The sequence below is a fragment of the Serratia sp. 121840015-1 genome (assembly GCF_053627655.1).
The window spans coordinates 250876-272162 of the sequence record NZ_JBSEYF010000003.1 but is presented as its reverse complement, the minus strand read 5'-3'; the positions used below and the strand labels follow the sequence as shown (position 1 = coordinate 272162).

Annotated in this window: 18 protein-coding genes; 9 read left to right on the top strand and 9 right to left on the bottom strand. The window is 63.0% G+C overall.

Going from position 1 to position 21287, the window contains the following annotated elements; genetic code table 11:
• Positions 1–35: 35 nt before the first annotated feature.
• Together purE and purK are read left to right on the top strand one after the other, a co-directional pair.
• Complete coding sequence (gene purE, locus ACUXAC_RS17570) at positions 36–560, top strand: 5-(carboxyamino)imidazole ribonucleotide mutase (protein WP_454266797.1); 525 nt, start codon at positions 36–38, stop codon at positions 558–560.
• Entirely contained in the window at positions 557–1624 is a 1068-nt protein-coding gene (purK, locus tag ACUXAC_RS17565; RefSeq protein WP_043146773.1) for a 5-(carboxyamino)imidazole ribonucleotide synthase, read from the top strand. Before purE ends, purK begins: the two co-directional genes overlap by 4 nt.
• Before the next feature lie 69 nt (positions 1625–1693).
• On the opposite strand, the gene ybbP is transcribed toward purK, so the two are convergent.
• Both ybbP and ybbA read right to left on the bottom strand, forming a co-directional pair.
• On the bottom strand, positions 1694–4126 hold the full coding sequence (gene ybbP / locus ACUXAC_RS17560) for a putative ABC transporter permease subunit YbbP (RefSeq protein ID WP_336947843.1): 2433 nt from the start codon (positions 4124–4126) through the stop codon (positions 1694–1696).
• Positions 4123–4809: a putative ABC transporter ATP-binding protein YbbA gene (gene ybbA / locus ACUXAC_RS17555; RefSeq protein ID WP_004940192.1), complete on the bottom strand. Its 687-nt coding sequence runs from the start codon at positions 4807–4809 to the stop codon at positions 4123–4125. Before ybbA ends, ybbP begins: the two co-directional genes overlap by 4 nt.
• Between ybbA and tesA the strand changes: the two genes are divergently transcribed.
• The 3 genes from tesA (at position 4780) to ACUXAC_RS17540 (ending at position 7153) form a co-directional block, all read left to right on the top strand.
• A complete protein-coding gene (tesA, locus tag ACUXAC_RS17550; protein WP_164268474.1) occupies positions 4780–5418 on the top strand; it encodes a multifunctional acyl-CoA thioesterase I/protease I/lysophospholipase L1 in 639 nt (212 codons plus the stop codon). The two genes, ybbA and tesA, sit on opposite strands and share 30 nt — an antisense overlap.
• A gap of 26 nt (positions 5419–5444) precedes the next feature.
• A complete protein-coding gene (locus ACUXAC_RS17545; RefSeq protein WP_060423505.1) occupies positions 5445–6221 on the top strand; it encodes an SDR family oxidoreductase in 777 nt (258 codons plus the stop codon).
• 77 nt (positions 6222–6298) lie between these two features.
• Complete coding sequence (locus ACUXAC_RS17540) at positions 6299–7153, top strand: co-chaperone YbbN (protein WP_025160052.1); 855 nt, start codon at positions 6299–6301, stop codon at positions 7151–7153.
• A gap of 283 nt (positions 7154–7436) precedes the next feature.
• Here ACUXAC_RS17540 and cfa read toward each other — a convergent pair whose 3' ends face one another.
• From cfa to ACUXAC_RS17515, 5 genes are all read right to left on the bottom strand, one after another.
• Positions 7437–8588 (bottom strand): cyclopropane fatty acyl phospholipid synthase, encoded by a 1152-nt coding sequence (gene cfa, locus ACUXAC_RS17535; protein WP_049199945.1) that lies wholly within the window; start codon positions 8586–8588, stop codon positions 7437–7439.
• 194 nt (positions 8589–8782) lie between these two features.
• The gene (locus ACUXAC_RS17530; RefSeq protein WP_197833056.1) at positions 8783–9685 is read right to left on the bottom strand and encodes a carbamate kinase; all 903 of its coding nucleotides are present in this window, start codon (positions 9683–9685) and stop codon (positions 8783–8785) included.
• A gap of 21 nt (positions 9686–9706) precedes the next feature.
• Entirely contained in the window at positions 9707–10576 is an 870-nt protein-coding gene (locus ACUXAC_RS17525; RefSeq protein WP_387443569.1) for a DUF2877 domain-containing protein, read from the bottom strand.
• A gap of 16 nt (positions 10577–10592) precedes the next feature.
• Positions 10593–11858, bottom strand: coding sequence for a YlbE family protein (locus ACUXAC_RS17520; RefSeq protein WP_055312589.1), 1266 nt, complete (start codon positions 11856–11858; stop codon positions 10593–10595).
• 9 nt (positions 11859–11867) lie between these two features.
• Complete coding sequence (locus tag ACUXAC_RS17515; protein ID WP_387443566.1) at positions 11868–13535, bottom strand: acyl-CoA synthetase FdrA; 1668 nt, start codon at positions 13533–13535, stop codon at positions 11868–11870.
• 358 nt (positions 13536–13893) lie between these two features.
• On the opposite strand from ACUXAC_RS17515, the gene allD reads away from it, so the two are divergent.
• From allD to allE, 4 genes are all read left to right on the top strand, one after another.
• Complete coding sequence (gene allD / locus ACUXAC_RS17510) at positions 13894–14943, top strand: ureidoglycolate dehydrogenase (RefSeq protein WP_060423493.1); 1050 nt, start codon at positions 13894–13896, stop codon at positions 14941–14943.
• Positions 14944–15115: 172 nt separating this feature from the next.
• A complete protein-coding gene (gene allC, locus ACUXAC_RS17505; protein WP_159317721.1) occupies positions 15116–16363 on the top strand; it encodes an allantoate deiminase in 1248 nt (415 codons plus the stop codon).
• Positions 16360–17619 (top strand): MFS transporter, encoded by a 1260-nt coding sequence (locus ACUXAC_RS17500; RefSeq protein WP_387443562.1) that lies wholly within the window; start codon positions 16360–16362, stop codon positions 17617–17619. Before allC ends, ACUXAC_RS17500 begins: the two co-directional genes overlap by 4 nt.
• Positions 17620–17676: 57 nt before the next feature.
• A complete protein-coding gene (allE, locus tag ACUXAC_RS17495; RefSeq protein ID WP_043146762.1) occupies positions 17677–18462 on the top strand; it encodes a (S)-ureidoglycine aminohydrolase in 786 nt (261 codons plus the stop codon).
• Positions 18463–18519: 57 nt separating this feature from the next.
• On the opposite strand, the gene ACUXAC_RS17490 is transcribed toward allE, so the two are convergent.
• Positions 18520–19662: a glycerate kinase gene (locus tag ACUXAC_RS17490; protein ID WP_387443559.1), complete on the bottom strand. Its 1143-nt coding sequence runs from the start codon at positions 19660–19662 to the stop codon at positions 18520–18522.
• Positions 19663–19790: 128 nt separating this feature from the next.
• Positions 19791–21131, bottom strand: a complete 1341-nt coding sequence (locus ACUXAC_RS17485) for an MFS transporter (protein WP_043146761.1) — start codon at positions 21129–21131, stop codon at positions 19791–19793.
• Positions 21132–21287: the final 156 nt, after the last annotated feature.

The following is a 21287-nucleotide window of genomic DNA, read 5'->3' as shown; positions in this document are numbered from 1 at the left end:
GCCGACGCCAGACAAATCACAGGAGCCTTACACCCATGGGAGCCAACGCCGCTTCAGCCGCCACTACCGGGGCGAAAATCGCAATTGTAATGGGATCGAAAAGTGACTGGGCCACCATGCAGTTCGCCGCCGAAGTCCTGACCCAGCTCGAAGTCCCCTTCCATGTCGAAATCGTTTCCGCCCACCGTACGCCGGACAAGCTGTTCAGCTTCGCCGAGCAGGCTACCGCCAACAGCTTTGACGTGATCATCGCCGGCGCCGGCGGTGCGGCGCACCTGCCGGGCATGCTGGCGGCGAAAACCCTGGTGCCGGTGCTGGGTGTGCCGGTGCAAAGCGCCGCGCTGAGCGGCGTAGACAGCCTGTACTCCATCGTACAGATGCCGCGCGGCATTCCGGTGGGCACGCTGGCGATCGGCAAAGCCGGCGCCGCCAACGCCGGGCTGCTGGCGATGCAGATCCTGGCGCTGCACGACTCCGCGCTGGCGCAGCGTTTGGCGGACTGGCGTCGGGCGCAGACCGAAGAGGTATTGAACCACCCCGATCCGCGGGAGGACGCATGAAGCCAGTTTGCGTACTGGGCAACGGCCAGCTGGGGCGCATGCTGCGCCAGGCCGGCGAACCGCTGGGCATCGCCGTTTACCCCGTCGGCATCGATGCCGAGCCCGAGGCGGTGCCGTATCAGAACAGCGTCATTACCGCCGAGATCGAACGCTGGCCGGAAACCGCGCTAACGCGCGAGCTGGCGACCCACAGCGCCTTCGTCAACCGCGACATCTTCCCGCGCCTGGCCGATCGCCTGACGCAAAAACAGCTGCTCGACCAGCTCGGCCTGGCGACCGCGCCGTGGCAGCTGCTGGCGAGCGCCGCCGAATGGCCGCAGGTATTCGCTTCGCTGGGCGAGCTGGCGATCGTCAAACGCCGGGTCGGCGGCTATGACGGCCGCGGCCAATGGCGCTTGCGCCCGGGCCAGGAAGCCGAACTGCCGGCCGACGCCTATGGCGAGTGCATCGTCGAGCAAGGCATCAATTTCTCCGGCGAAGTGTCGCTGGTGGGCGCGCGCGGCCACGACGGCCGTTCGGTATTCTACCCGCTGACCCACAACCTGCATGAAGACGGCATCCTGCGCACTAGCGTGGCGCTGCCGCAGCCCAACCCGGCGCTGCAGCAACAGGCCGAGCAGATGCTGGCGGCGATCCTGAACGAGCTGAACTACGTCGGCGTGATGGCGATGGAGTGCTTTATCGTCGGCGATCGGCTGCTGATCAACGAACTGGCACCGCGCGTGCACAACAGCGGCCACTGGACGCAAAACGGCGCGTCCATCAGTCAGTTCGAGTTGCATCTGCGCGCCATCCTTGGCCTGCCGTTGCCGCAGCCGGTGGTGAGCACGCCGTCGGTGATGGTCAACCTGATCGGCACCGCCGTCAACGAACAGTGGCTGTCGCTGCCGCTGGTGCATCTGCACTGGTATGAGAAAGAGGTGCGCCCGGGCCGCAAGGTCGGCCACCTCAATCTGAACGACCCGAGCGCCGCCGATCTGCGCCAGGCGCTGCAGGCGCTGGCGCCGCTGCTGCCGGGCGAATACCAAAGCGGGCTGGCCTGGGCACAGCAGAAGCTGGCCTAAAGCGCCGCCGCCGAAAGTAAAAGGGGTTAGCCTTAGGCTAACCCCTTTTTTCATCCCGCTAAGTCAACATCACCCCTCATAACTGCGGAACAGCGCCCGGCCGCGCAGCAGGCGCACGCCCAGCCAGCCGCCGCACAGCGACAGCAGCAGCGCGCTGGCCAGCGGCAACGCCCACCACAGCACCGGCGTCGGCGTCCACGGGAAGTCGAATACCCGGCTCTGCAGCAGCCACAGCGCCGCCTCGGCGCCCACCGCCGCCGCGATGCCCGCCACCAGCCCCAGCAGGGCGAACTCGCACCACAGTGTGCGGCGCAGCAGCCGTTTGCCGGCCCCCAGCGTGCGGTACACCACCAGCTCCTGGCGGCGCTGACGCATGCCGACCTGCACCTGCGCCAGCAGCAGCAGGCCACCGCACAGCACCACCAGCACCACCATCACCTCCAGCGCGCGGCTGACCTGCTGCAGCACGCCGCCGACCTGTTTCAGGATCGCGCCGATGTCCAGCAGGCTGAGCGTCGGAAACTGGCGGTTGAGCTGGGTCAGCATCTGGCCGTCGCCGTCGTAGCGGAAGCTGGTAAGCCAGGTCTGCGGCTGGCCGTCCAGCGCGCCCGGCGGGAAGATAAAGTAAAAGTTCGGCTTCAGGCTTTCCCAATCCACCTGGCGCAGACTGGTGACCTTGGCGCTGAACGCCTGGGTATCGCCGCTGAAGGTCAGCGTGTCGCCCAGCGTGATCTTCAGCCGCCCGGCAATGCCTTCATCCATCGAGACTTCGCCGCTTTTCGGCGGCCAGCTGCCCGCCACCAGCGGATTATGATCCGGCAGATCGGCCAGCCAGGTCAGGTTCAGCTCGCGGTTCACCGCCTCGCCGCCCGGATCGTCTTCATGCACCCGCTCGGTCGCCAGCTGCTGGTTTATCTCGGTCAGGCGCACCCGGACGATCGGATAATAGGTTTCCGGCTTGATCTGGTGCTGCTGCAGGAAGGTTTTCACCTGCGGCACCTGCGCCTCGGTCATGTTGAGCAGGAAATAGTTCGGGCTGTCCGGCGGCAGCTGTTGCTGCCAGCGTTCGAGCAGATCGCCGCGCAGCACCAACAGCAGCGCCAACAGCATGAACGACAGCGAAAATGCCGCCAGCTGGCTGATGGTCACCCACGGCTGATGCAGCAGGCGGTTAACCGCCAGCCGCAGCGCCAGGCTCTTGAGCGTGATGCGGCGCAGCAACAACAGGCTGCCCCAGCCGATGCCGCCCAGCAGCAGCGCCAGCACCGCCATACCGGCCAGGATCGCCCACAGCAGCGTGCTGGCCCCCATCAGCGTCACCAGCAGCGCCACCACGACCGCCGCCGTCACCGGCAGGAAGTAGCGCAGCGGCCAGACGTTGGCCACCACGTCGCGGCGCAGCACCCGCAGCGGTTGGGTAGCCAGCAGCTGACGGTACGGCCGCAGCCCGACCAGCAGTGAAATCAGCACCAGCGCGCCGAGCGCCCACAGCCACGGCCAGGCGCCGGCGGCAGGCAATGCGGCCGGTAACACCGGTTTCAGCAGGCGAATCAACAGCGCTTCGAACGCCAGCCCGATCGCCCCGCCGCACACCGCCGCCAGCGCCATCACCGCCAGCCACTGGCCGACGATCAGCTTACGCAGCGCGCCACGCCCGGCGCCGAGGGTTTTCAGCACCGCGATCAGATCGTAGCGGCTGCGGCAATAGTGGCTCATCGCCACCGCCACGGCGGCGATCGACAACAGCAGCGTCAGCAGGGCCGACAACAGCAGGAACTGTTGGGATCGCTGCAGAGACTTGCCGAGCGCGCTGCCGGACTCCTGCAGCCCGAACCAGCGCTGATCCGGCGTCAACTGCGGCGTCAGCCGTTCTTCGTAACGTTGAATATCCGGCTCGGCGCCGGCGAACATGTAGCGGTAGGTCAGGCGACTGCCCGGCTGCACCGCGCCGGTCTTATCGACGTCCGCCAGGTTGATCATGATGCGCGGCGCGGTCTGGAACGGGTTGAAGCCGGCGTCCGGCTCCTGAATGATTTCACCGGCGATGCGCAGCGTGGTGTCGCCCACCTCGAGCGAATCCCCGACTTTCACGTTCAGCAGCGCCAGCAGACGCGGTGCCACCAGCACGCTGCCCGGTTCGGGCTTGATGTTGGCCGGGCGCGTTTCCAGCTTGCCGTACAGCGGATAGGCCAGATCGGTGGCTTTCACGTCCGCCAGCTGCGGCCGATCGCCGGCATAGGTCATGGTGGTGAACGACAGCTGACGGCTCAGTTTCAGCCCCTGCTGCTGCGCGTCCAGCAGCCAGCCTTCCGGCACCGGATGCGCGCTGCGCAGCACCCGATCGCCGGCGATAAAGTCGCGGCTCTGTTGGCTGAGCCCTTTGTCCATACGATCGCTGATGCTGCCCAGCGCCAGCACGCAGGCCACGGAGAGCGTCAGCGCCAGCCAAACGATCAGCAGCGACGGCGAGCGCCATTCGCGCCAGAACCAGCGCCAGATCATGCTTCCTCCCACAGCTTGCCTTCGCGCAGCCGCAGCCGCCGCTGGCAGCGCGCCGCCAGGGTTTCGTCATGGGTCACCAGGATCAGGGTGGTGTCAAAATCGCGATTGAGGGAAAACAGCAGGTCGGCGATGCGATCGCCGGTCTGACGATCGAGGTTGCCGGTCGGTTCATCGGCGAACAGCACCCGCGGCCGGCCGCTGAAGGCGCGCGCCAGCGCCACGCGCTGCTGCTCGCCGCCGGACAGCTGCGCCGGCAGGTGATCGAGCCGTTTGCCCAATCCCAGCTGTTCCAGAAGCTGCACCGCCTGCTCGCGGCTTTGCCTGTCGCTCTCGCCGCGCAGCAGCGCCGGCAGCTGCACGTTTTCCAGCGCGTTCAGCGTCGGCACCAGCATGAACGACTGAAACACGAAGCCGACGTTCCTGGCGCGCAGCGCGGCGCGGCCCTCTTCGTCCAACGCGGTCAACGACTCGCCGAGCAGGCGCACCTCGCCCTCGCTGCCGTCATCCAGCCCGGCCAAAATGCCCAGCAGGGTCGATTTCCCCGATCCGGATTCGCCGATCAGGGCGATCGTCTGCGCGGGTTTGACAAGCAGCTCGACTCCGGTAAGGATGGTGAGCTGATGCTCACCCTGACCAACGTGTTTACTAAGATGATGAACTTCAAGAACGTTTTCCGCTGGCATCTTCCCTTCCTTTTGCTGTTGGGATTATTCAGTTTACGCGCTGTCGCCGCCGATACCTTGTTGATTTTGGGCGACAGTTTAAGCGCCGGCTACCGCCTGCCGATCGAGCGGGCCTGGCCGACGCTGTTGGCCGAACAGTGGCAGAAAAAACCGGGCGCGCCACAGCTGGTCAACGCCAGCATCAGCGGCGACACCGCCGCACAGGGGCTGGCGCGTCTGCCCGCGCTGCTGAAACAGCATCAGCCGCGCTGGGTGCTGATCGAGCTGGGCGCCAACGACGGCCTGCGCGGTTTCCCGGCGCAGGACGTACAGCGCGATCTCGGCCAGATCATCACACAGGTGCAGCAGGCCGGCGCACAGCCGCTGCTGATGCAGATCCGCATCCCGCCGAACTACGGCCGCCGCTATACCGAAGCGTTCAGCGCCGTTTACCCGGCGCTGGCCAAGCAGTTCAACATTCCGCTGCTGCCGTTCTATATGGAACAGGTGGTGGTGAAGCCGGAATGGATGCAGGATGACGGATTGCACCCCAATGGGGACGCCCAGCCGTTTATCGCCACCTGGATGGCGGAGCGCCTGGAACCGCTAGTAAAACATGAGTCTAACTAAATTAGGGTCGTACACTAGGTAAAGTTATGCAAAAAGCAGTATTGATAACCGGCTGCTCCAGCGGGATTGGACTGATTGCGGCGCAGGATCTGCGCAACCGCGGCTATCGGGTGCTAGCCGCCTGCCGCAAACCGCAGGACGTGGAAAACATGCGCCAGCTCGGGCTGGAAGGCATCGAGCTGGATCTGGACGACAGCGCCAGCGTCGAGCGCGCCGCCGCCGAGGTGATCGCGCTGACCGGTGGCCGCCTGTACGGCCTGTTCAACAACGGCGGCTTCGGCGTTTACGGCCCGCTCAGCCGCATTTCGCGCAGCCAGCTGGAGCGGCAGTTCGCCACCAACCTGTTCGGCACCCACCAGCTGACCCAGCTGCTGTTGCCGGCAATGCTGCCGCACGGCGAAGGGCGCATTATCCAGACCAGCTCGGTGATGGGGCTGGTCTCCAGCGCCGGGCGCGGCGCCTACGCCGCCAGCAAGTTCGCGTTGGAGGCCTGGTCGGACGCGCTGCGCATGGAGCTGCACGGCAGCGGCATTCAGGTCAGCCTGATCGAACCGGGGCCGATTTCTACCCACTTTAGCCAGAACGTCAACCAGGCACAGAGCGACAAGCCGGTGCACAACCCCGGCATCGCCAAGCGCCTGACGCTGCCGCCGGAGGCCATTCTGCCCAAGCTGCGCCACGCGCTGGAAAGCCCGCGCGCCAAACTGCGCTACCCGGTGACCCTGCTGGCGCACGCCATGAGCGTGCTGCGCCGCATTCTGCCGGGCCGCTGTCTGGATTGGCTGCTGCGCAGCAACGCTTAATTCGCCCGCCGGGGTTGAAGAATGGCGGTGCGCCCCCATCTACATCCCATGGCTCCGCACGATCAGAGAGAAAAAAGATGCTAGCTCAAGCTGTTGTTGATATTAACGAAACTAACCTGCACCAGACGCTGGAACAATCGATGTCCATTCCGGTGCTGTTCTACTTCTGGTCCGAGCGCAGCCAACACTGCCTGCAGCTCACGCCGGTGCTGGACAAGCTGGCGGCGGAATACGCCGGTCAGTTTATTCTGGCCAAGGTGGACTGCGACGCCGAACAGATGATCGCCTCCCAATTCGGGCTGCGCTCCATTCCAACGGTCTACCTGTTCAAAGACGGCCAGCCGGTCGACGGCTTCCAGGGCCCGCAGCCCGAAGAAGCGATCCGCGACTTGCTGCAGCGTTTCCTGCCGAAGGAAGAAGACCTGAAACTGGCGCAGGCGCAGGAACTGCTGGCCGCCGGCAACGCCGCCGAAGCGCTGCCGCTGCTGAAAGACGCCTGGCAGAGTAGCCAACAGCGCAGCGACATCGGCCTGACCCTGGCCGAAACCCAGATCGCGCTCAGCCGTAGCGAAGACGCCGAAGCGGTGCTAGCAACCATCCCGCTGCAGGATCGCGATACCCGCTATCAGGGCCTGGTGGCGCAGATTGAACTGTTGAAGCAGGCGGCGGACACGCCGGAAATCCAACAGCTGCAACAGCAGGTGCAGCAGCAGCCGGACAACGTCGAGCTGGCAGTGCAGCTGGCGCTGCAGCTGCATCAGGTCGGGCGTAACGAAGAAGCGCTGGAGCTGCTGATGGGGCATCTGAAGAAAGATCTGGCCGCCGCCAACGGCAACGCGCGCAAGACCCTGATGGACATTCTGGCCGCGCTCGGCACCGGCGACGCGCTGGCCGCTAAGTATCGCCGCCAGCTGTACTCCCTGCTGTACTGATATACCCTTCTTCTTTCCAGCCGCATCGTTATCGGCTGCATGTTCGAACCCCAGTCACTTAGTTATCTAAGCTCCTGGGGTTTGTCACGTTTGCCGCCTGGACGCAACTGGAAATCCATTGGGTATATCTGTTGTCCCAAAGTAAATATTGAAGGGTATCCCCTAAATAGTTCGAGTTGCATCAAGGAGGCAAGTTTGTAAGTCCCCGGGAGCTTACTCAAGTAAGCGAGCGGGGCGCGCAAACGCAGCCAACACAGATGCAGCTTGAAATATGACGGGGATATCAGCGATAGACCCGCACCCCACCTTCCACGCCCGCCGGACTGAACAACACCTGCCACAGCTGAATATTGCGCGAACGGAACGCGCCGGCGCAGGCGTTCAGGTAATAAGTGAACATGCGTTCGAAGCGCTCGGAATAGCCGCCGGCCAACTCTGGCCACGCCCGTTTGAAGTTCTCCAGCCAGGCCATCAGCGTGCGATCGTAATCGGCGCCAAAGTTGTGCCAATCCTCCATCACAAAACGCCCTTCGCTGGCCTCGGCGATATGCCGCACCGAAGGCAGGCAGCCGTTGGGGAAGATGTACTTGTCTATCCAGGCGTCGACGTTGAGATCGGTCTGATTGGAACCGATGGTGTGCAGCAGGAACAGGCCATCCGGCTTCAGGTTGCGCGCCGCGACGCTGAAATAGGTCTCATAGTTTTTCGGCCCGACGTGCTCGAACATGCCGACCGACACGATGCGATCGAACTGGCGATCCAGATCGCGGTAGTCCTGCAGCAAGATCTCGACGTCCAGCCCCGCGCAGCGTGCCTGCGCCAGCTTCTGCTGCTCGGCGGAAATGGTCACGCCGTGCACCGAGACGCCGTAGTTTTGCGCCGCAAACTGCGCCAACCCGCCCCAGCCGCAGCCGATATCCAGCAGCGTCATGCCCGGTTTCAGCTGCAGTTTTTCGCAGATCATCCGCAGCTTGGCCTGCTGCGCCTGCTCGAGCGTCTGCGCCTCTTTCCAGTAGCCGCAAGAGTATTGCATGTAAGGATCGAGCATCGCCCGGAACAGGTCGTTGCCGATGTCGTAGTGCTCTTTGCCCACCTGCCAGGCGCGCTTGCGCGATTGGCGGTTGAACAGCCGGGCATAGGCAACGCGCGCGATGTCGCTCAGGCTTTTCGGCAGCCGCTCATCGACGCCGGCCTGCAGAATGCGGGTGAACAGCATGTCCAGCCGTTCGCACTCCCACCAGCCGTCCATATAGCCTTCGCCGAAACCGAGCGAGCCTTCCTGCAAAATGCGTTTGAACAGCGCCGGGTTGTGCACCCGGATATCCCAGGCGCGCGGGCCGTTGATGGCGACGCCGGCTTCCGCCAACATCTCCTCCACAATGCGATACCAGCGATCCTTCTTCTGGGCGAGTTCATCAACACTGAGCGAATCCATAACAATCCTTGGCCGAAATGTCATTTCAAAAAGCATAGTCGCAAATAAAAATGACAAATTTTTGACGGTAAATACGGGGGTGTTTTTACTCTAGCCAAGGCGAGCAACATCATGAAATGAATAAAAATTATTGAAATCATGCCATTTAGGCATACTTATCCGCGCCAGCGCGGGCGCGGATAAACCGACGGCGGCTAAGGCAAAATAGAGGTGCCGGCCTGGCCCGCCAGCACCGCGTCGATATCCTGCAGGCCACCGATATGAGCCGTCCGCCCGGTGCGATCGACGAAGCGGCTGACCGCCATGATCTTCGGCCCCATGGCGCCGTCCGCCACCGCCATCGGCGCCAGTTCCTGCGTGGTGGCGCGCCGGATAGCGCGCTGGCGCGGCGTGCCCCACTCCTGGTACACCGCGTCGGCATCGGTGAGGATCACCAGATGATCGGCCCCCACCTGCTCCGCCAACAGCGCCGCCGCCAGATCTTTGTCGATCACCGCTTCGCTGCCCGTCAGCCCATGCTCGCCGGCGATCATCGGGATACCGCCGCCGCCGTTGCAGATCACGATGTGCCGCTGCGACAGCAGCAGCGTGATCGCCTCGATGTCGAGGATCTTTTGCGGCGCCGGCGAAGGCACCACCCGGCGGATGTAGTTGCCGTCCGCCTTCAGCGTCCAGCCGTATTTGGCCTCCAGCGCCTGCCGCTGTTCCGGCGCATACACCGGCCCGATGAACTTGCTCGGCGCCTGATAATCCGCATCCTGCGCATCCACCAGCACCCGCGTCAGCAGCGTGGACACCGGCTGCTGCGGATGGCTGGCGATCAGCTGCTGCGCCAGCATATAGCCGATCATGCCCTGGCTTTCGGCCACCAGAATATCCAGCGGATAGGGCGGCACGTCGCGGTACGCCAGGTTCTGCAATGCCAGCAGCCCCACCTGCGGGCCGTTGCCGTGCACGATGGCGATGCGGTATTTCTGCGCCAGCTTGCCGATGGCGTCGGCGATGAGGGCGATGCTCTTATACTGATTTTCCGCAGAGAGCACGGCTCCGCGCTGCAACAGGGCGTTGCCGCCCAACGCAATGACCAAGGTTTTCATGGTTTGCACCCGTAGTTGAAATCATACCGTCCCGGCCGGATCCGCGATCCGGCCCTCGTGTTCACACCGCGCGCCGCACAGTGCGTTAATCGTCGTCACCCCCAGCCACACGCCCAGCAGCGTGTCCGCTCCCGAGAAGTGCCCCAGGCTCAGCACCGCCGCCACCGCCGCCGATACGCCTTCAGGCGCCCGCAGCCCCTGCGCCAACGCATGCAGCGGCGTGGCGAACAGGCCCTGCTCGGCGTAACGCAGGTAGTGCGCGCTCACCAGCGTGGTCAGCGCGTCCAGCGGTGGCGTCTGGGCGAAAAACGGCGCCAGCCCGCTAACCTGGATGCGGCTGTCGAGGTGGGCGCTCAGCAGCAGGCCGAGCAAGGTGTCGTCGTTGCTCGGCGTCAGCCCCGGCCCCTTGCCCAGCGCCTGGTGCCAGTCGACCGTGTCGCCCCGCAGCCAACGGGAAAAATCCCGCACCAGCGCGGCCGGCTCCGGCGTTAACGGCTGCCTCACCAATCGGCCCAGCTCGCCGTGCAACCCGCACTGCGCCGTGCAGCGCTGCAATACCGCCGTCAGCGGCCGATCGGCAATGGCCGCACGCGGCGCCAGCGCCAGATCCCGCGCCGCCGCGGCGGGCCGCACCAGGAGCGCATCCAACGTGATGCCTGCGGCGGAGAAAGCGCAGCGTCGTACGGACGGCACCGCACGCCGCACGCGATCGAAATCCCGCGCGCCGAGCTGCCACCCCATCGGGCTCAGGCCGCTGCCGGCGCGGTGCAGCGTCAGCAGCCGTGCGTTTTCCGTCAGGAAATTGATCGCGTTGTTGAAGCTGCCGACGCAGCGCAGCGCGCCGTAATCCTGCGTCGCATGGCGGCTGCCGGCCAACGCGATAATGTCCATATGCGCCTCCGTTCGCTTACGCCGTAATGCCGAGCTTATCGGCCAGCGCTTCGATCGCTTTCTCGAAGCAGCCGAGCGGTGCACGCACCGTACCGGCGCCAATTTGCCCGACCCCGGCTTCGCGGTGGGCGATGCCGGTGTTGATCAGCGGCGTGATGCCGGTTTCCACCACCCGCCGGGCATCCAGCCCCAGGCAGGCGCCCTGGAAGTCCCAGGTCGGGATCTGCAGCATCATGTTGCGTTCGAGGTAGATTTCCGCCATCTCCTCGGAGATGTCGGTGGCGGCGCTCATGCCGCCGGAAGCCCCGACGAAGCGCGTCACGCCCGGTGCCGCCACCATCGCCGCGCCGCCAATGCCGAAGGTTTCGGTGATCGCGCTGTCGCCGATGTCCGGGTTGGCGTCTGCCTGGCTGAAGCCGGAGAAGAACAGCCCTTCCGGCGTGTTCACCGGCGCGGTGAACCAACGATCGCCCATCCCGCTGATCTTGATGCCGAAATTCTTGCCGTTGCGGGTCATTACCGTGACGATGGTACCCTGCTCAATCTCCGCCCCGGCGTCCATCGCCGCCTTGCAGTAGGCCATCGCCAGATTGAGGAAGAACTGATCGGTGATGCTGAGGAACTGCATCACCTGCGCCAGCTCCGCCTTATCGCGCGGCAGCAGGCTGATCTCCGGCGCCAGCCTGCGCATCAGCAGCGCCGAGGCCGCGATATTGCGCTGGTGGAATTCGTCCCCCATGCTGATCGCCTGCGCCATCAGCGCGGTCAGATCGATCCCTTCCTCCAGCGTCGCCAGCACCGCTTTCAGCACCGGGGCCAGCGAGTCGCGCATCCAGCGCAGGCGCTGCTGCACGTCCTCGCCGTAGGCGCCGAAGCGCATCACTTTGCCGATGCCTTCGTTCATGTTGCAGTAGGCGTAATTGCCGTGAACGGTGTTCCTGACCACCACCATCGGCATGTGGGCCGAGGTGATGCCGCCCATCGGCCCCACCGCGCTCACGCTGTGGCACGGAATAAACTCGATTTCCCCCTGCGCCAGCAGCGCCAGCGCCTGCTGCTCATCCTGCGCCCAGCCTTCGAACAGGCAGGCACCGATGCAGGCGCCGCGCACCGGGCCGCTCATCTCTTGCCAGGTGACCGGCGGGCCGGCGTGCAGCAGCTTGCGCCCTTCGGCCAGCTGCGGGATCAAGCGGTGCGCCAGATCCACATCCTGCCAGTGCGGGCGCGCCTCGCGGATACGGGCGATAACGGCGGCGTTTGCTTGCTCAATCGTTGCGTACATAGCGGTTCCTTACTTTAATTTTTTCAAGATGTTGGCTAATCGTTGATCGCCACCGGCTACCGGCGCCCACTGGTAATGCACCACCGGAATGTCGCTGGTTTGCAGGTCATCGGCGAAGCTACGCAGCCCGGCGTTGATCACCGCGACGCCGTCCAGCAAGGCCGGCCGTTCGCGTTCGGGTGCGGCTAAGACGGGGGTAATCAGCTGATGCGCCAGCGCGACCGCCGCCGGCAGCGACGGCATCACCGCGATGCCGGCTTCCTGCAGGGTGGCGATTTGCCGCGAGCGCTGCTGCGGATCCTGTTCGGTGCCGGTGACGGTGGCGATTGCCGCCAGCGGGTGGGCCGCGCCGCGCGCCGCGCGCACGTTGGCCACCTCGGCCGCCAGCGACGCCGCCGGATCGTCCTGAGCGCCGAAGCCGATCACCACGTCCAGCAGCAAGACGCCGGTCTGCGGCTGCTGCGCCAGGCGGGCGATCTCTTGATTGCGGGCGGTCGGGTCAATCATCGGGTGCGGGCGCCCTTGGGTATAAAAGTCATCGCCCATGTCGATAATGCGATGGCCGTCGGCCACCAGCATGGCGCCGCGCGGGTGTTCGCTATCCACCGGCAGGGACAGTTTTTCCGCCAGCAGCATCGCGCATTCGGCCGCCAGCGTGCCGCCGGCGTACAGCCCGGCGATTTTGCCGCCGGGCACCGCTGGCTGCTGCGCCACCTGTTGCTGCACGCAGCCCAGCATCGCCGCCAGCCGCGCCGCTTCATCCAGCGTGGCGGCGAACGTGATGTTGCCCTCCTGGCGCACGGCGGACTGCGCGCCGAGGAACAGCGCCACCACCGGCTTGCCGAGCGCTTTCATCTCGTCGATCACCCGTTGGCGCACCTCGGGTGCCGGCGGTTTGGACACGAACGCCAGCACAAGACTCTGCGGATCCGCTGCCAGCATGCGCAGCGCGCTGATGGCGCTGATGCCGCCGATCTCCGCCGTCAAATCCCGCCCGCCGAGGCCAATGGCGTGCGAGATGCCCTGGCCTGCCAGGGTAATTTGCGAAATAAGCTCCTGAATGCCGGTGCCGGAGGCGCCCACTACGCCGATAGATCCGGCGGGCGCCACGTTGGCGAACGCCAGCGGCGCGCCGGCGATGCAGGCGGTGCCGCAGTCCGGCCCCATCACGATCAGCCCGCGTTCGCGCGCCTTGGTTTTCAGCGCCACTTCCTGCGCCACGCTGACGTTGTCGGAGAACATCATCACGTTGCAGCCGTCTTCCAGCGCGCTATCCGCCAGCTCCGCCGCGTATTCGCCGGCGATCGAGATCAGCGCCAGATTGGCGGCGGACAGCTTCTGCCTGGCGGTGCGCCAGCTGCGCGCCCGCAGCAGTTTTTTGCCGCCCTGGCTCCCCTGCGCAATCGCCTTGAGCGCCGTCTCCAGCGCCGCGCCGATCTCCTCGGCGATCGTCTCGTCGGCGGACTCCGCTTTGATCGCCACGCAAATATCGTTCGGCGTCGCTTCGCTAAACTGCGGGTGCCAGAAACCGGTCACCTCCAATAAGGATTTATTGGCCGGTGTCCCCATCATGACGGATATTTCCTCGACCTTGGGAGATTCACTGAGTTTGCGGGAGATCAACATCAGGCTGACGGAATCCTGAAAGCTCCCCTTTTTAATAAAAGCATGGATCATGGTGATATCCTTAAGACAGCATTTAATAATATCGGCAATATTTCCCGCACCGGCGGCGCGGCGATGCATTGAATCCAGCGAAAAGGTTAATGATCAAGCTACAAATTAAAACCACGCCCAGAGGTGAGTACGGTCACACTTTATCTATTGTTAGAAAAAATAACTTAATCGCCTGAATATTAGTTAATCCAGACGAAAAAAAGCATTTATAAAAAAACTTCTAACAATGGCGATTTAATTCAACGAATTTTTAATCCAATCGGATAAAACGCATCTGGATCACATTATTCCCACCCGGTATTTATACATTACAACGCAGAGGCGAATTAAATAAACCGTAGTGATAAAAGGACTGTATATGAAGGTCTCTAAACAACAATTACATCAGCTTATCCAGCAAAAAATTCACGCCGCCGGCCTGAGCCAGGAACACGCCGGCATCGTCGCCGACGTGCTGGTTCATGCCGATGCGCGCGGCATTCATTCTCACGGCGCGGTCAGGGTCGAATACTATTCCGAACGCATCAGCAAAGGCGGCACCAACAATCACCCGCATTTCACCTTTGAAAAAACCGGTCCCTGCAGCGCCATTTTCGACGGCGACAACGGCGCCGGGCACGTGGCGGCCAAGCTGAGCATGGATCGCGCCATCGAGATGGCGAAAGAGAACGGCGTGGCGGTGGTGGGCGTACGCCGCATCGGCCACAGCGGGGCACTGTCGTACTTCGTGCAACAGGCGGCGCGCGCCGGCATGATCGGCATTTCGCTGTGCCAGTCCGATCCGATGGTGGTGCCGTACGGCGGCGCCGAAGTCTACTACGGCACCAACCCCATCGCCTTCTCCGCGCCGGGCGAAGGCGACGAGCTGATCACCTTCGATATGGCCACCACCGTACAGGCCTGGGGCAAAGTGCTGGACGCCCGCTCGCGCAACGCCGCCATCCCGGATACCTGGGCGGTGGACGCCGAGGGCAAGCACACCACCGATCCGTTCGCCGTCAGCGGGCTGCTGCCGATCGCCGGGCCGAAAGGCTACGGCCTGATGATGATGGTCGACGTGCTGTCGGGCATTTTGCTCGGCCTGCCGTTCGGCAAACACGTCAGCTCGATGTATCACGATCTCAGCGCCGGCCGGGAATTGGGCCAATTGCATATCGTGCTGAACCCGGGTTATTTCACCAACGAATCCGCATTCCGTAAAAATATCAGCCAGGTCATGAAAGAATTGAATGCCGTTAAGCCGGCGCCGGGCGTCAGCAAAGTGCTTTATCCAGGGCAGAACAGCCATGCGCGTGAAATGGAAAGCGAGAAAAACGGCATCGAAATCGTCGACGATATTTATCAATACTTAATTTCAAATGCTATTTACCAGCGTTCTTACGACCATAAAGATCCCTTCGCCAGTTAACGCACTCTTATTATCGTGGGCTTTTTACGCCGCGGCTCGCGGTTGATATGTCAGAGCCGGGGAGAAAAAAGAAAACCTTCATCAGCGCGCTCAGCGCAATAGGCCGGCCGGCGGCGAATAGCATCAGCCCTGGCCGCATCGCCGCTGAGACACAACATGCGGGCAGGTAAACATGAAAGACTTCCAACAAGAAATCCGTGATATTTCCGGCTGGTTATCGAAAATCGGCGCCGATCCCAGCGGCGGCATGACACGTCTGCTTTATACTCCGGAATGGATCGAAGCGCAGCACGCGTTGAAAAATACCTTCGAGGCCGCCGGGCTGAGCACCCATTTTGATGCGGTCGGCAACCTGTTCGGCCGACTGGAGGGCAGCAAATACCCCGACCAGGTGATTCTCTCCGGTTCGCACATCGACACGGTGGTCAACGGCGGCAACCTCGACGGCCAGTTCGGTATCGAAGCCGCCTTCATGGCGATCAAACACCTCAAGGACACCTACGGCCCGCCGCTGCGCAGCCTGGAAGTCATCGCGCTGGCGGAAGAAGAAGGCAGCCGCTTCCCTTATGTGTTCTGGGGCAGCAAGAACATCGTCGGCCTGGCCCGGCGGGAAGACGTGCAGCACATTACGGACGCCAAGGGCGTCGGCTTCGTCAACGCCATGCACGACGCCGGTTTCGATTTCCCTCCGCCGCATCAGCCGCTGCGCAGCGACATCGCGGCCTTCGTCGAGATCCACATCGAGCAGGGCAAGGTGCTGGAAACCGAAGGCAAAACCATCGGCGTGGTGACCAGCATCGTCGGCCAACGGCGCTATGACGTGCGTCTGCAGGGCGAAGCCAACCACGCCGGCACCACCCCGATGAGCTATCGCCGGGATACCGTGCACGCTTTCAGCCGCATCTGCTGCGAATCGATCGCCAAGGCGCGCGCCGAGGGCGATCCGCTGGTGCTGACCTTCGGCAAGGTGGAGCCGAAGCCGAACACCGTCAACGTGGTGCCGGGCTTCACCCACTTCACCCTCGACTGCCGCCACACCGATCAGGCCGCGCTGCTGCGCTTCACGCAGGAGATCGAGCAGGATATCCAGCGCATCTGCGCCGAGATGGGCATCGAGGCCGAGATCGATCTGTGGATGGACGAAGCGCCGATCCCGATGAACGAACAGCTGGTGGCCTGCGTCAGCCGCCTGTGCGAAACGCAGCGGCTGAATTACCGCATGATGCACAGCGGTGCCGGACACGACTCGCAAATCTTCGCCCCGCGCGTGCCGACGGTGATGATGTTCGTGCCGAGCATCGCCGGCATCAGCCATAATCCGGCGGAAAAAACCGCCGTCGCCGATCTGAACGAAGGGGTGAAAATCCTGGCGCAGACGCTGTATCAGCTGGCCTACACCGAACAGGGGGCCGAGGCATGAGCAACGACATCGACCCGCGCTACTGGAAAAAGATCGTCGTCGTGCTCTGTCTGGGCTGGGCGGTGATCTGGATCTATCGCACCGTCCTGACGCCGATCTTCCCCGAGATCCAACAAACCATCGGCGCGCACTCCAATGCGGAAATGGGGCTGATCGCCAGCTTCTACTTCTTCGCCTACACCGGGATGCAGATCCCGGCGGGCATCCTGGTGGACAAATTCGGCAAGAAGGTGGTGCTGATCCCGGGCTTCTGCCTGTTCATCATCGCCACGCTGCTGATCGGCAACGCCACCAGCCTGACCATGGTCTATGCCGGCAGCCTGCTGGCGGGCATGGGCTGCGGCTCTTATTACGGCTCGGCCTACTCCCTGTCGTCGGAGAATATCCCGCTGGAACGCCGTGGCCTGGCGACCGCGGTGATCAACAGCGGCTCGGCGCTCGGCATGGCCATCGGCCTGATCGCCTCCAGCCTGCTGGTGAAAAGCTTCAACATGAACTGGCAGATCATGCTGTTCATCATCACCGGCCTGCTGGTGGTGATGACGCTGGTGTTCGCCGTGGTCATCAAAGGCTCGCAGCCTCAAGCCCCGGCGGCCGTCAGCCAGACCGCTGCGCCGACGACTGCCGAGCCCGAAGAGGACGGCCAGCCCAGCGGCCTGTTCAGCCTGCGCATGATCTCCGCCTACGCGATGTACTTCGCCACCTGCTACGGCTACTACATGATAGTCACCTGGCTGCCCTCGTTCCTGCAGCAAGAGCGCGGCTTTGAAGGGGTGGCCATCGGCTTCTCCTCCGCCCTGGTGGCGTTCGCCTCGGTGCCGGGCGCGCTGTTCTTCAGCCGCATGTCCGACCGTTTCCGCAACAAGAAGGTGCAGCTGATCATTTTCCTCGAGCTGTGCGCGGCGGTGATGCTGGTTTGCACCGTCATTTCGCCGGACTCCACCATGCTGCTGATCAGCCTGATCCTGTACGGGTTGCTGGGTAAGCTGGCGGTCGATCCGATCATGATCTCCTTCGTCGCCGACAACGCGCCGAAGAAAGGCTATGGCACCAGCTTCGGCGTGTTCAACTTCTTCGGCATGTCCTCGTCGGTGATCGCCCCCTTCCTCACCGGCGTGATCTCCGACAGCACCGGCTCCAAGGTGATGGGCTTTTACATCTCCGCCGCCATCCTGCTGGTGGGCACCGCCATTTTCTTCACCGTCAACGTCTTGATGAAACGCACTACGGCAGCCCGAACGGCCACCGAGGCCTGACGGCGCTTTTTTACCGGGCGCCGCCGCGGCGCCCTTTCAACGATCAGGAGAATCAACGTGGGTTACTTCAACAATCAAACCGGTTATCCAACCGACATTCTGTCAACGCGCGCCATCATCAAACGCGGCAACTATGCGCTGATCCCACCGAACGGCCTGGTGCGCAACGTCATTCCCGGTTTTGAAAACTGCGACGTCACCATCTTGTCGACGCCGAAACTGGGCGCCACCTTCGTCGATTATCTGGTGACGCTGCACGACTGCGGCCGCAACACCAAAGGCTTTGGCGGCGAAGAGCTCGAAACCTTCGTGTACGTCATCGACGGCGCCATCACCGCTTCCGCCGACGCCACCGACTATCCGCTGACCGCCGGCGGCTACCTTTACTGCCCGGCGGGCGTCACCCTGCGGCTGGAAAACGCCAACGGTGGCCAATCCAGCCGCCTGTTCCTCTACAAGCGCCGCTATCAGCGCATCAAGGGTTACGAGGCACACGTGGTCAGCAACAACGTCGCCAACCTGGAGAAGATCCACTACGAGGGCATGAGCGAGGTGATCCTGCAGGATCTGCTGCCGAAAGATCTGGGCTTCGACATGAATATGCACATCCTCTCCTTCGCCCCCGGCGCCAGCCACGGCTACATCGAGACCCACGTGCAGGAGCATGGCGCCTACATTCTCAGCGGTGCCGGCGTGTACAACCTGGACAATGAATGGATGCCGGTGAAACAAGGCGACTACATCTTCATGGGCGCCTATGTGCAACAGGCGGGCTATGCGGTGGGCCAGGAAACCTTTAGCTATATCTACTCCAAGGACTGCAACCGCGACGTCGAGCCGTAAGCGCTTCGCCGCCAAAACCAAGGCCACCTGCTCGCGCAGCGTGGCCTTCTTTTTTATTTATCCCAATCGCCGGCCGATACGCATCGCGCGGGCGACGTTGGCGGCGCTGCGCTGCAGGTTGAGTTCCCCTTGCGACAGCGCGACCGCCAGCGTGCTCAGGCGCGGCAGAATGCTGAACATCGCGTCGATCCCCTGCGCGTGCAGCGCCTCCGCCCCGTCCTCCACCACGCCGGCCAGCGCGATGACCGGCAGGCCATGCGCCCGCGCCAGACGAGCGACGCCGGACAGCGCCTTGCCGCCCAACGTTTGGCTGTCGATGCGCCCTTCGCCGGTGATCAGCAGATCGGCCTCCGCCAGCGCCTGCTCCAGGCCCAGCGCCGCCATCACGATCTCGATGCCCGGCTTCAGCGTTGCGCCGAGAAACACCTGGCAGGCGATCCCCATGCCGCCCGCCGCTCCGCCGCTGGCGACCTGTCGCACGTCGCGGCCGGTACTCTGGCGGATCACCTCGGCATACTGCGTCAGGCCCTGTTCCAACTGCGCCACCATCGCTGCCGTCGCGCCCTTCTGCGGCCCGAACACCGCCGCTGCGCCGCGCGGCCCCACCAGCGGATTGTCTACGTCGCAGGCGACCTCTATTCGGCACTGCCGCAGGCGCGCATCCAGCGTACTGAGATCGATTCCGCTCAGCGTCGCCAGCTCGCCGCCGCCCCACGGCAGCGCCTTGCCGTCCGGGCGGTAGAAGCACCCGCCCAGCGCCTGCACCATGCCGACGCCGCCATCCACCGTGGCGCTGCCGCCGATGCCGAGGATCAGGTGGCGAATGCCCTGATCCAGCGCATCCAGGATCAGTTCGCCGGTGCCGTAGCTGGTCGCCAGCAGCGGGTTACGGCGCTCCGCCTGCGTCAGCATCAACCCGCTGGCCGCCGCCATTTCGATCACCGCCGTCTTGCCGTCGCCGCTGACGCCATAAAACGCCGCCACCCGTTCCCCCAGCGGCCCCGTGGCGGCCACGCTCACTTTGCGCCCGCCGGTGGCGGCCACCAGCGCGTCCACCGTGCCTTCGCCACCGTCGGCGATCGGCAGGCACACGCACTCGGCATCGGGATAAACCTCGTGAAAGCCGCGCGCGATCGCCCGTGCCGCCCGCTCCGCGCTGACGCTTTCTTTAAATGAATCCGGTGCAATAACAATTTTCATGATGCCTCCTTTATTCGAGACGAAATAAAAATGGCCATGCCTTCCCCCGCTGAAATAATCAGATGAGAAATGCATGGCGAAATAAAATAAAACTGTTGCCGACCATTTAATGAAGATAATGGGAAGTGTTATTTATTGACCCATTTCGCCGGCACGCTGTAGGTTAATATCGCCCCCAGTATCATCATTGTCGATAAGACGCACATCGCCGCCAAATTGCTGTGGGTCAGCTGTTTGAAATAACCGATGATATAAGGCGAAATAAAACCGCCGATATTGGCGATGGAATTGATGAGCGCAATGCCCGCCGCGGCGCAGGTGCCGGTAAAGATGGCGTTCGGCAGGCTCCAGAACAGCGGCGACGGCACCAGGCTCGACGCCACCGCCACGCACAGCGCCGCCATCACCACGTGCTTGTTGTCCGGGAACAGGCCGATAAAGATCAGCGACACCGCGGCGATGCAGAACGGCACGATGATGTGCCAGCGCCGCTCGCGATGCTTGTCCGAACTGCGCGCGGCTACCAGCATCGCCACCACCGCCAGCATGTACGGCAGCATGGTCAGCAACCCGATATCCATCACCGAGGTCACGCCGGTGTCGCGAATGATGGTCGGAACCCAAAACGCCAGCCCGCCCTGGCCCATCACGGTGCAGAAGCAAATCAGCCACATTTTGGTGAACGCGGACGATCTCAGCATGCTTTTCATCGTCCATTCCTGCCCGCCGGCACAGCCCTGGCGCGGCGCGCTCTGCGCCATATCCTCTTTGATCAGCGCCTTCTCCTGCGGGCTGAGCCACTTGGCGCTCTGATAGGTATTATCCAGGAAACAGAAGATGACGACGGCGATCAGCAGCGCGCGCGGGCCGCTGATAAAGAACAGCCACTGCCAGCCGGAGAGGTTCATCAGGCCGTTCATGTGCTCGATGATCCACCCGCACAGCGGGCCGCCGATGATGTTGCTGACCGGGATGCCACACACGAACAGCGCGGTCATCTTGGCGCGCTGGCTGGACGGGAACCACAGCGTCAGATAGAGGATCACGCCGGGGTAGAAGCCGGCCTCCGCCAGCCCCAGCAGGAAACGCGCCAGGTAGAATTGCCAGGGATTGGTGATAAAGATGCTCAGCATCGAAATCGCCCCCCACACCACCATCAGCAGCGCGATGATCTTTCTGGCGCCGTAGCGGCTCAGCAGAATGTTACTGGGTACCCCGGCGATGATATAGCCGATGAAAAACACCCCGGCGCCCAGCCCGTAAACGGCTTCGGCCATCGAGACATTGCCGTTCAGAATATCGGGCATCATTTGGAATTTCGAAAATGAGATCCCAACCCGATCGAGATAACCGACTATATAGCTCACTAATAAAATGGGCATAATGCGCCAGGCGATTTTTCGATATAAACGGTTTTTGTCAGGGGCGGTAAGAATATCTTTATCAATAACAGCATTATCGGTTGCCATATTCAGTGTCTCCTCGGTTGGCATCCTGCTTTTTACTTTTTATTGTGCTGAATCATTTTTTATTGGATTGGCGGGGACCCTCTTTATTTATCATAAAGAGGGCGTTATTAATGTCGAACATCTCTGATTCTAACGATAAGCCGGCAAATTAAATGC

Coding starts and splice junctions, on each gene's coding strand:
- purE (WP_454266797.1), top strand. CDS start 36: ATGGGAGCCAACGCCGCTTCAGCCGCCACTACCGGGGCGAAAATCGCA.
- purK (WP_043146773.1), top strand. CDS start 557: ATGAAGCCAGTTTGCGTACTGGGCAACGGCCAGCTGGGGCGCATGCTG.
- ybbP (WP_336947843.1), bottom strand. CDS start 4,126: ATGATCTGGCGCTGGTTCTGGCGCGAATGGCGCTCGCCGTCGCTGCTG.
- tesA (WP_164268474.1), top strand. CDS start 4,780: ATGAACTTCAAGAACGTTTTCCGCTGGCATCTTCCCTTCCTTTTGCTG.
- ybbA (WP_004940192.1), bottom strand. CDS start 4,809: ATGCCAGCGGAAAACGTTCTTGAAGTTCATCATCTTAGTAAACACGTT.
- ACUXAC_RS17545 (WP_060423505.1), top strand. CDS start 5,445: ATGCAAAAAGCAGTATTGATAACCGGCTGCTCCAGCGGGATTGGACTG.
- ACUXAC_RS17540 (WP_025160052.1), top strand. CDS start 6,299: ATGCTAGCTCAAGCTGTTGTTGATATTAACGAAACTAACCTGCACCAG.
- cfa (WP_049199945.1), bottom strand. CDS start 8,588: ATGGATTCGCTCAGTGTTGATGAACTCGCCCAGAAGAAGGATCGCTGG.
- ACUXAC_RS17530 (WP_197833056.1), bottom strand. CDS start 9,685: ATGAAAACCTTGGTCATTGCGTTGGGCGGCAACGCCCTGTTGCAGCGC.
- ACUXAC_RS17525 (WP_387443569.1), bottom strand. CDS start 10,576: ATGGACATTATCGCGTTGGCCGGCAGCCGCCATGCGACGCAGGATTAC.
- ACUXAC_RS17520 (WP_055312589.1), bottom strand. CDS start 11,858: ATGTACGCAACGATTGAGCAAGCAAACGCCGCCGTTATCGCCCGTATC.
- ACUXAC_RS17515 (WP_387443566.1), bottom strand. CDS start 13,535: ATGATCCATGCTTTTATTAAAAAGGGGAGCTTTCAGGATTCCGTCAGC.
- allD (WP_060423493.1), top strand. CDS start 13,894: ATGAAGGTCTCTAAACAACAATTACATCAGCTTATCCAGCAAAAAATT.
- allC (WP_159317721.1), top strand. CDS start 15,116: ATGAAAGACTTCCAACAAGAAATCCGTGATATTTCCGGCTGGTTATCG.
- ACUXAC_RS17500 (WP_387443562.1), top strand. CDS start 16,360: ATGAGCAACGACATCGACCCGCGCTACTGGAAAAAGATCGTCGTCGTG.
- ACUXAC_RS17490 (WP_387443559.1), bottom strand. CDS start 19,662: ATGAAAATTGTTATTGCACCGGATTCATTTAAAGAAAGCGTCAGCGCG.
- ACUXAC_RS17485 (WP_043146761.1), bottom strand. CDS start 21,131: ATGGCAACCGATAATGCTGTTATTGATAAAGATATTCTTACCGCCCCT.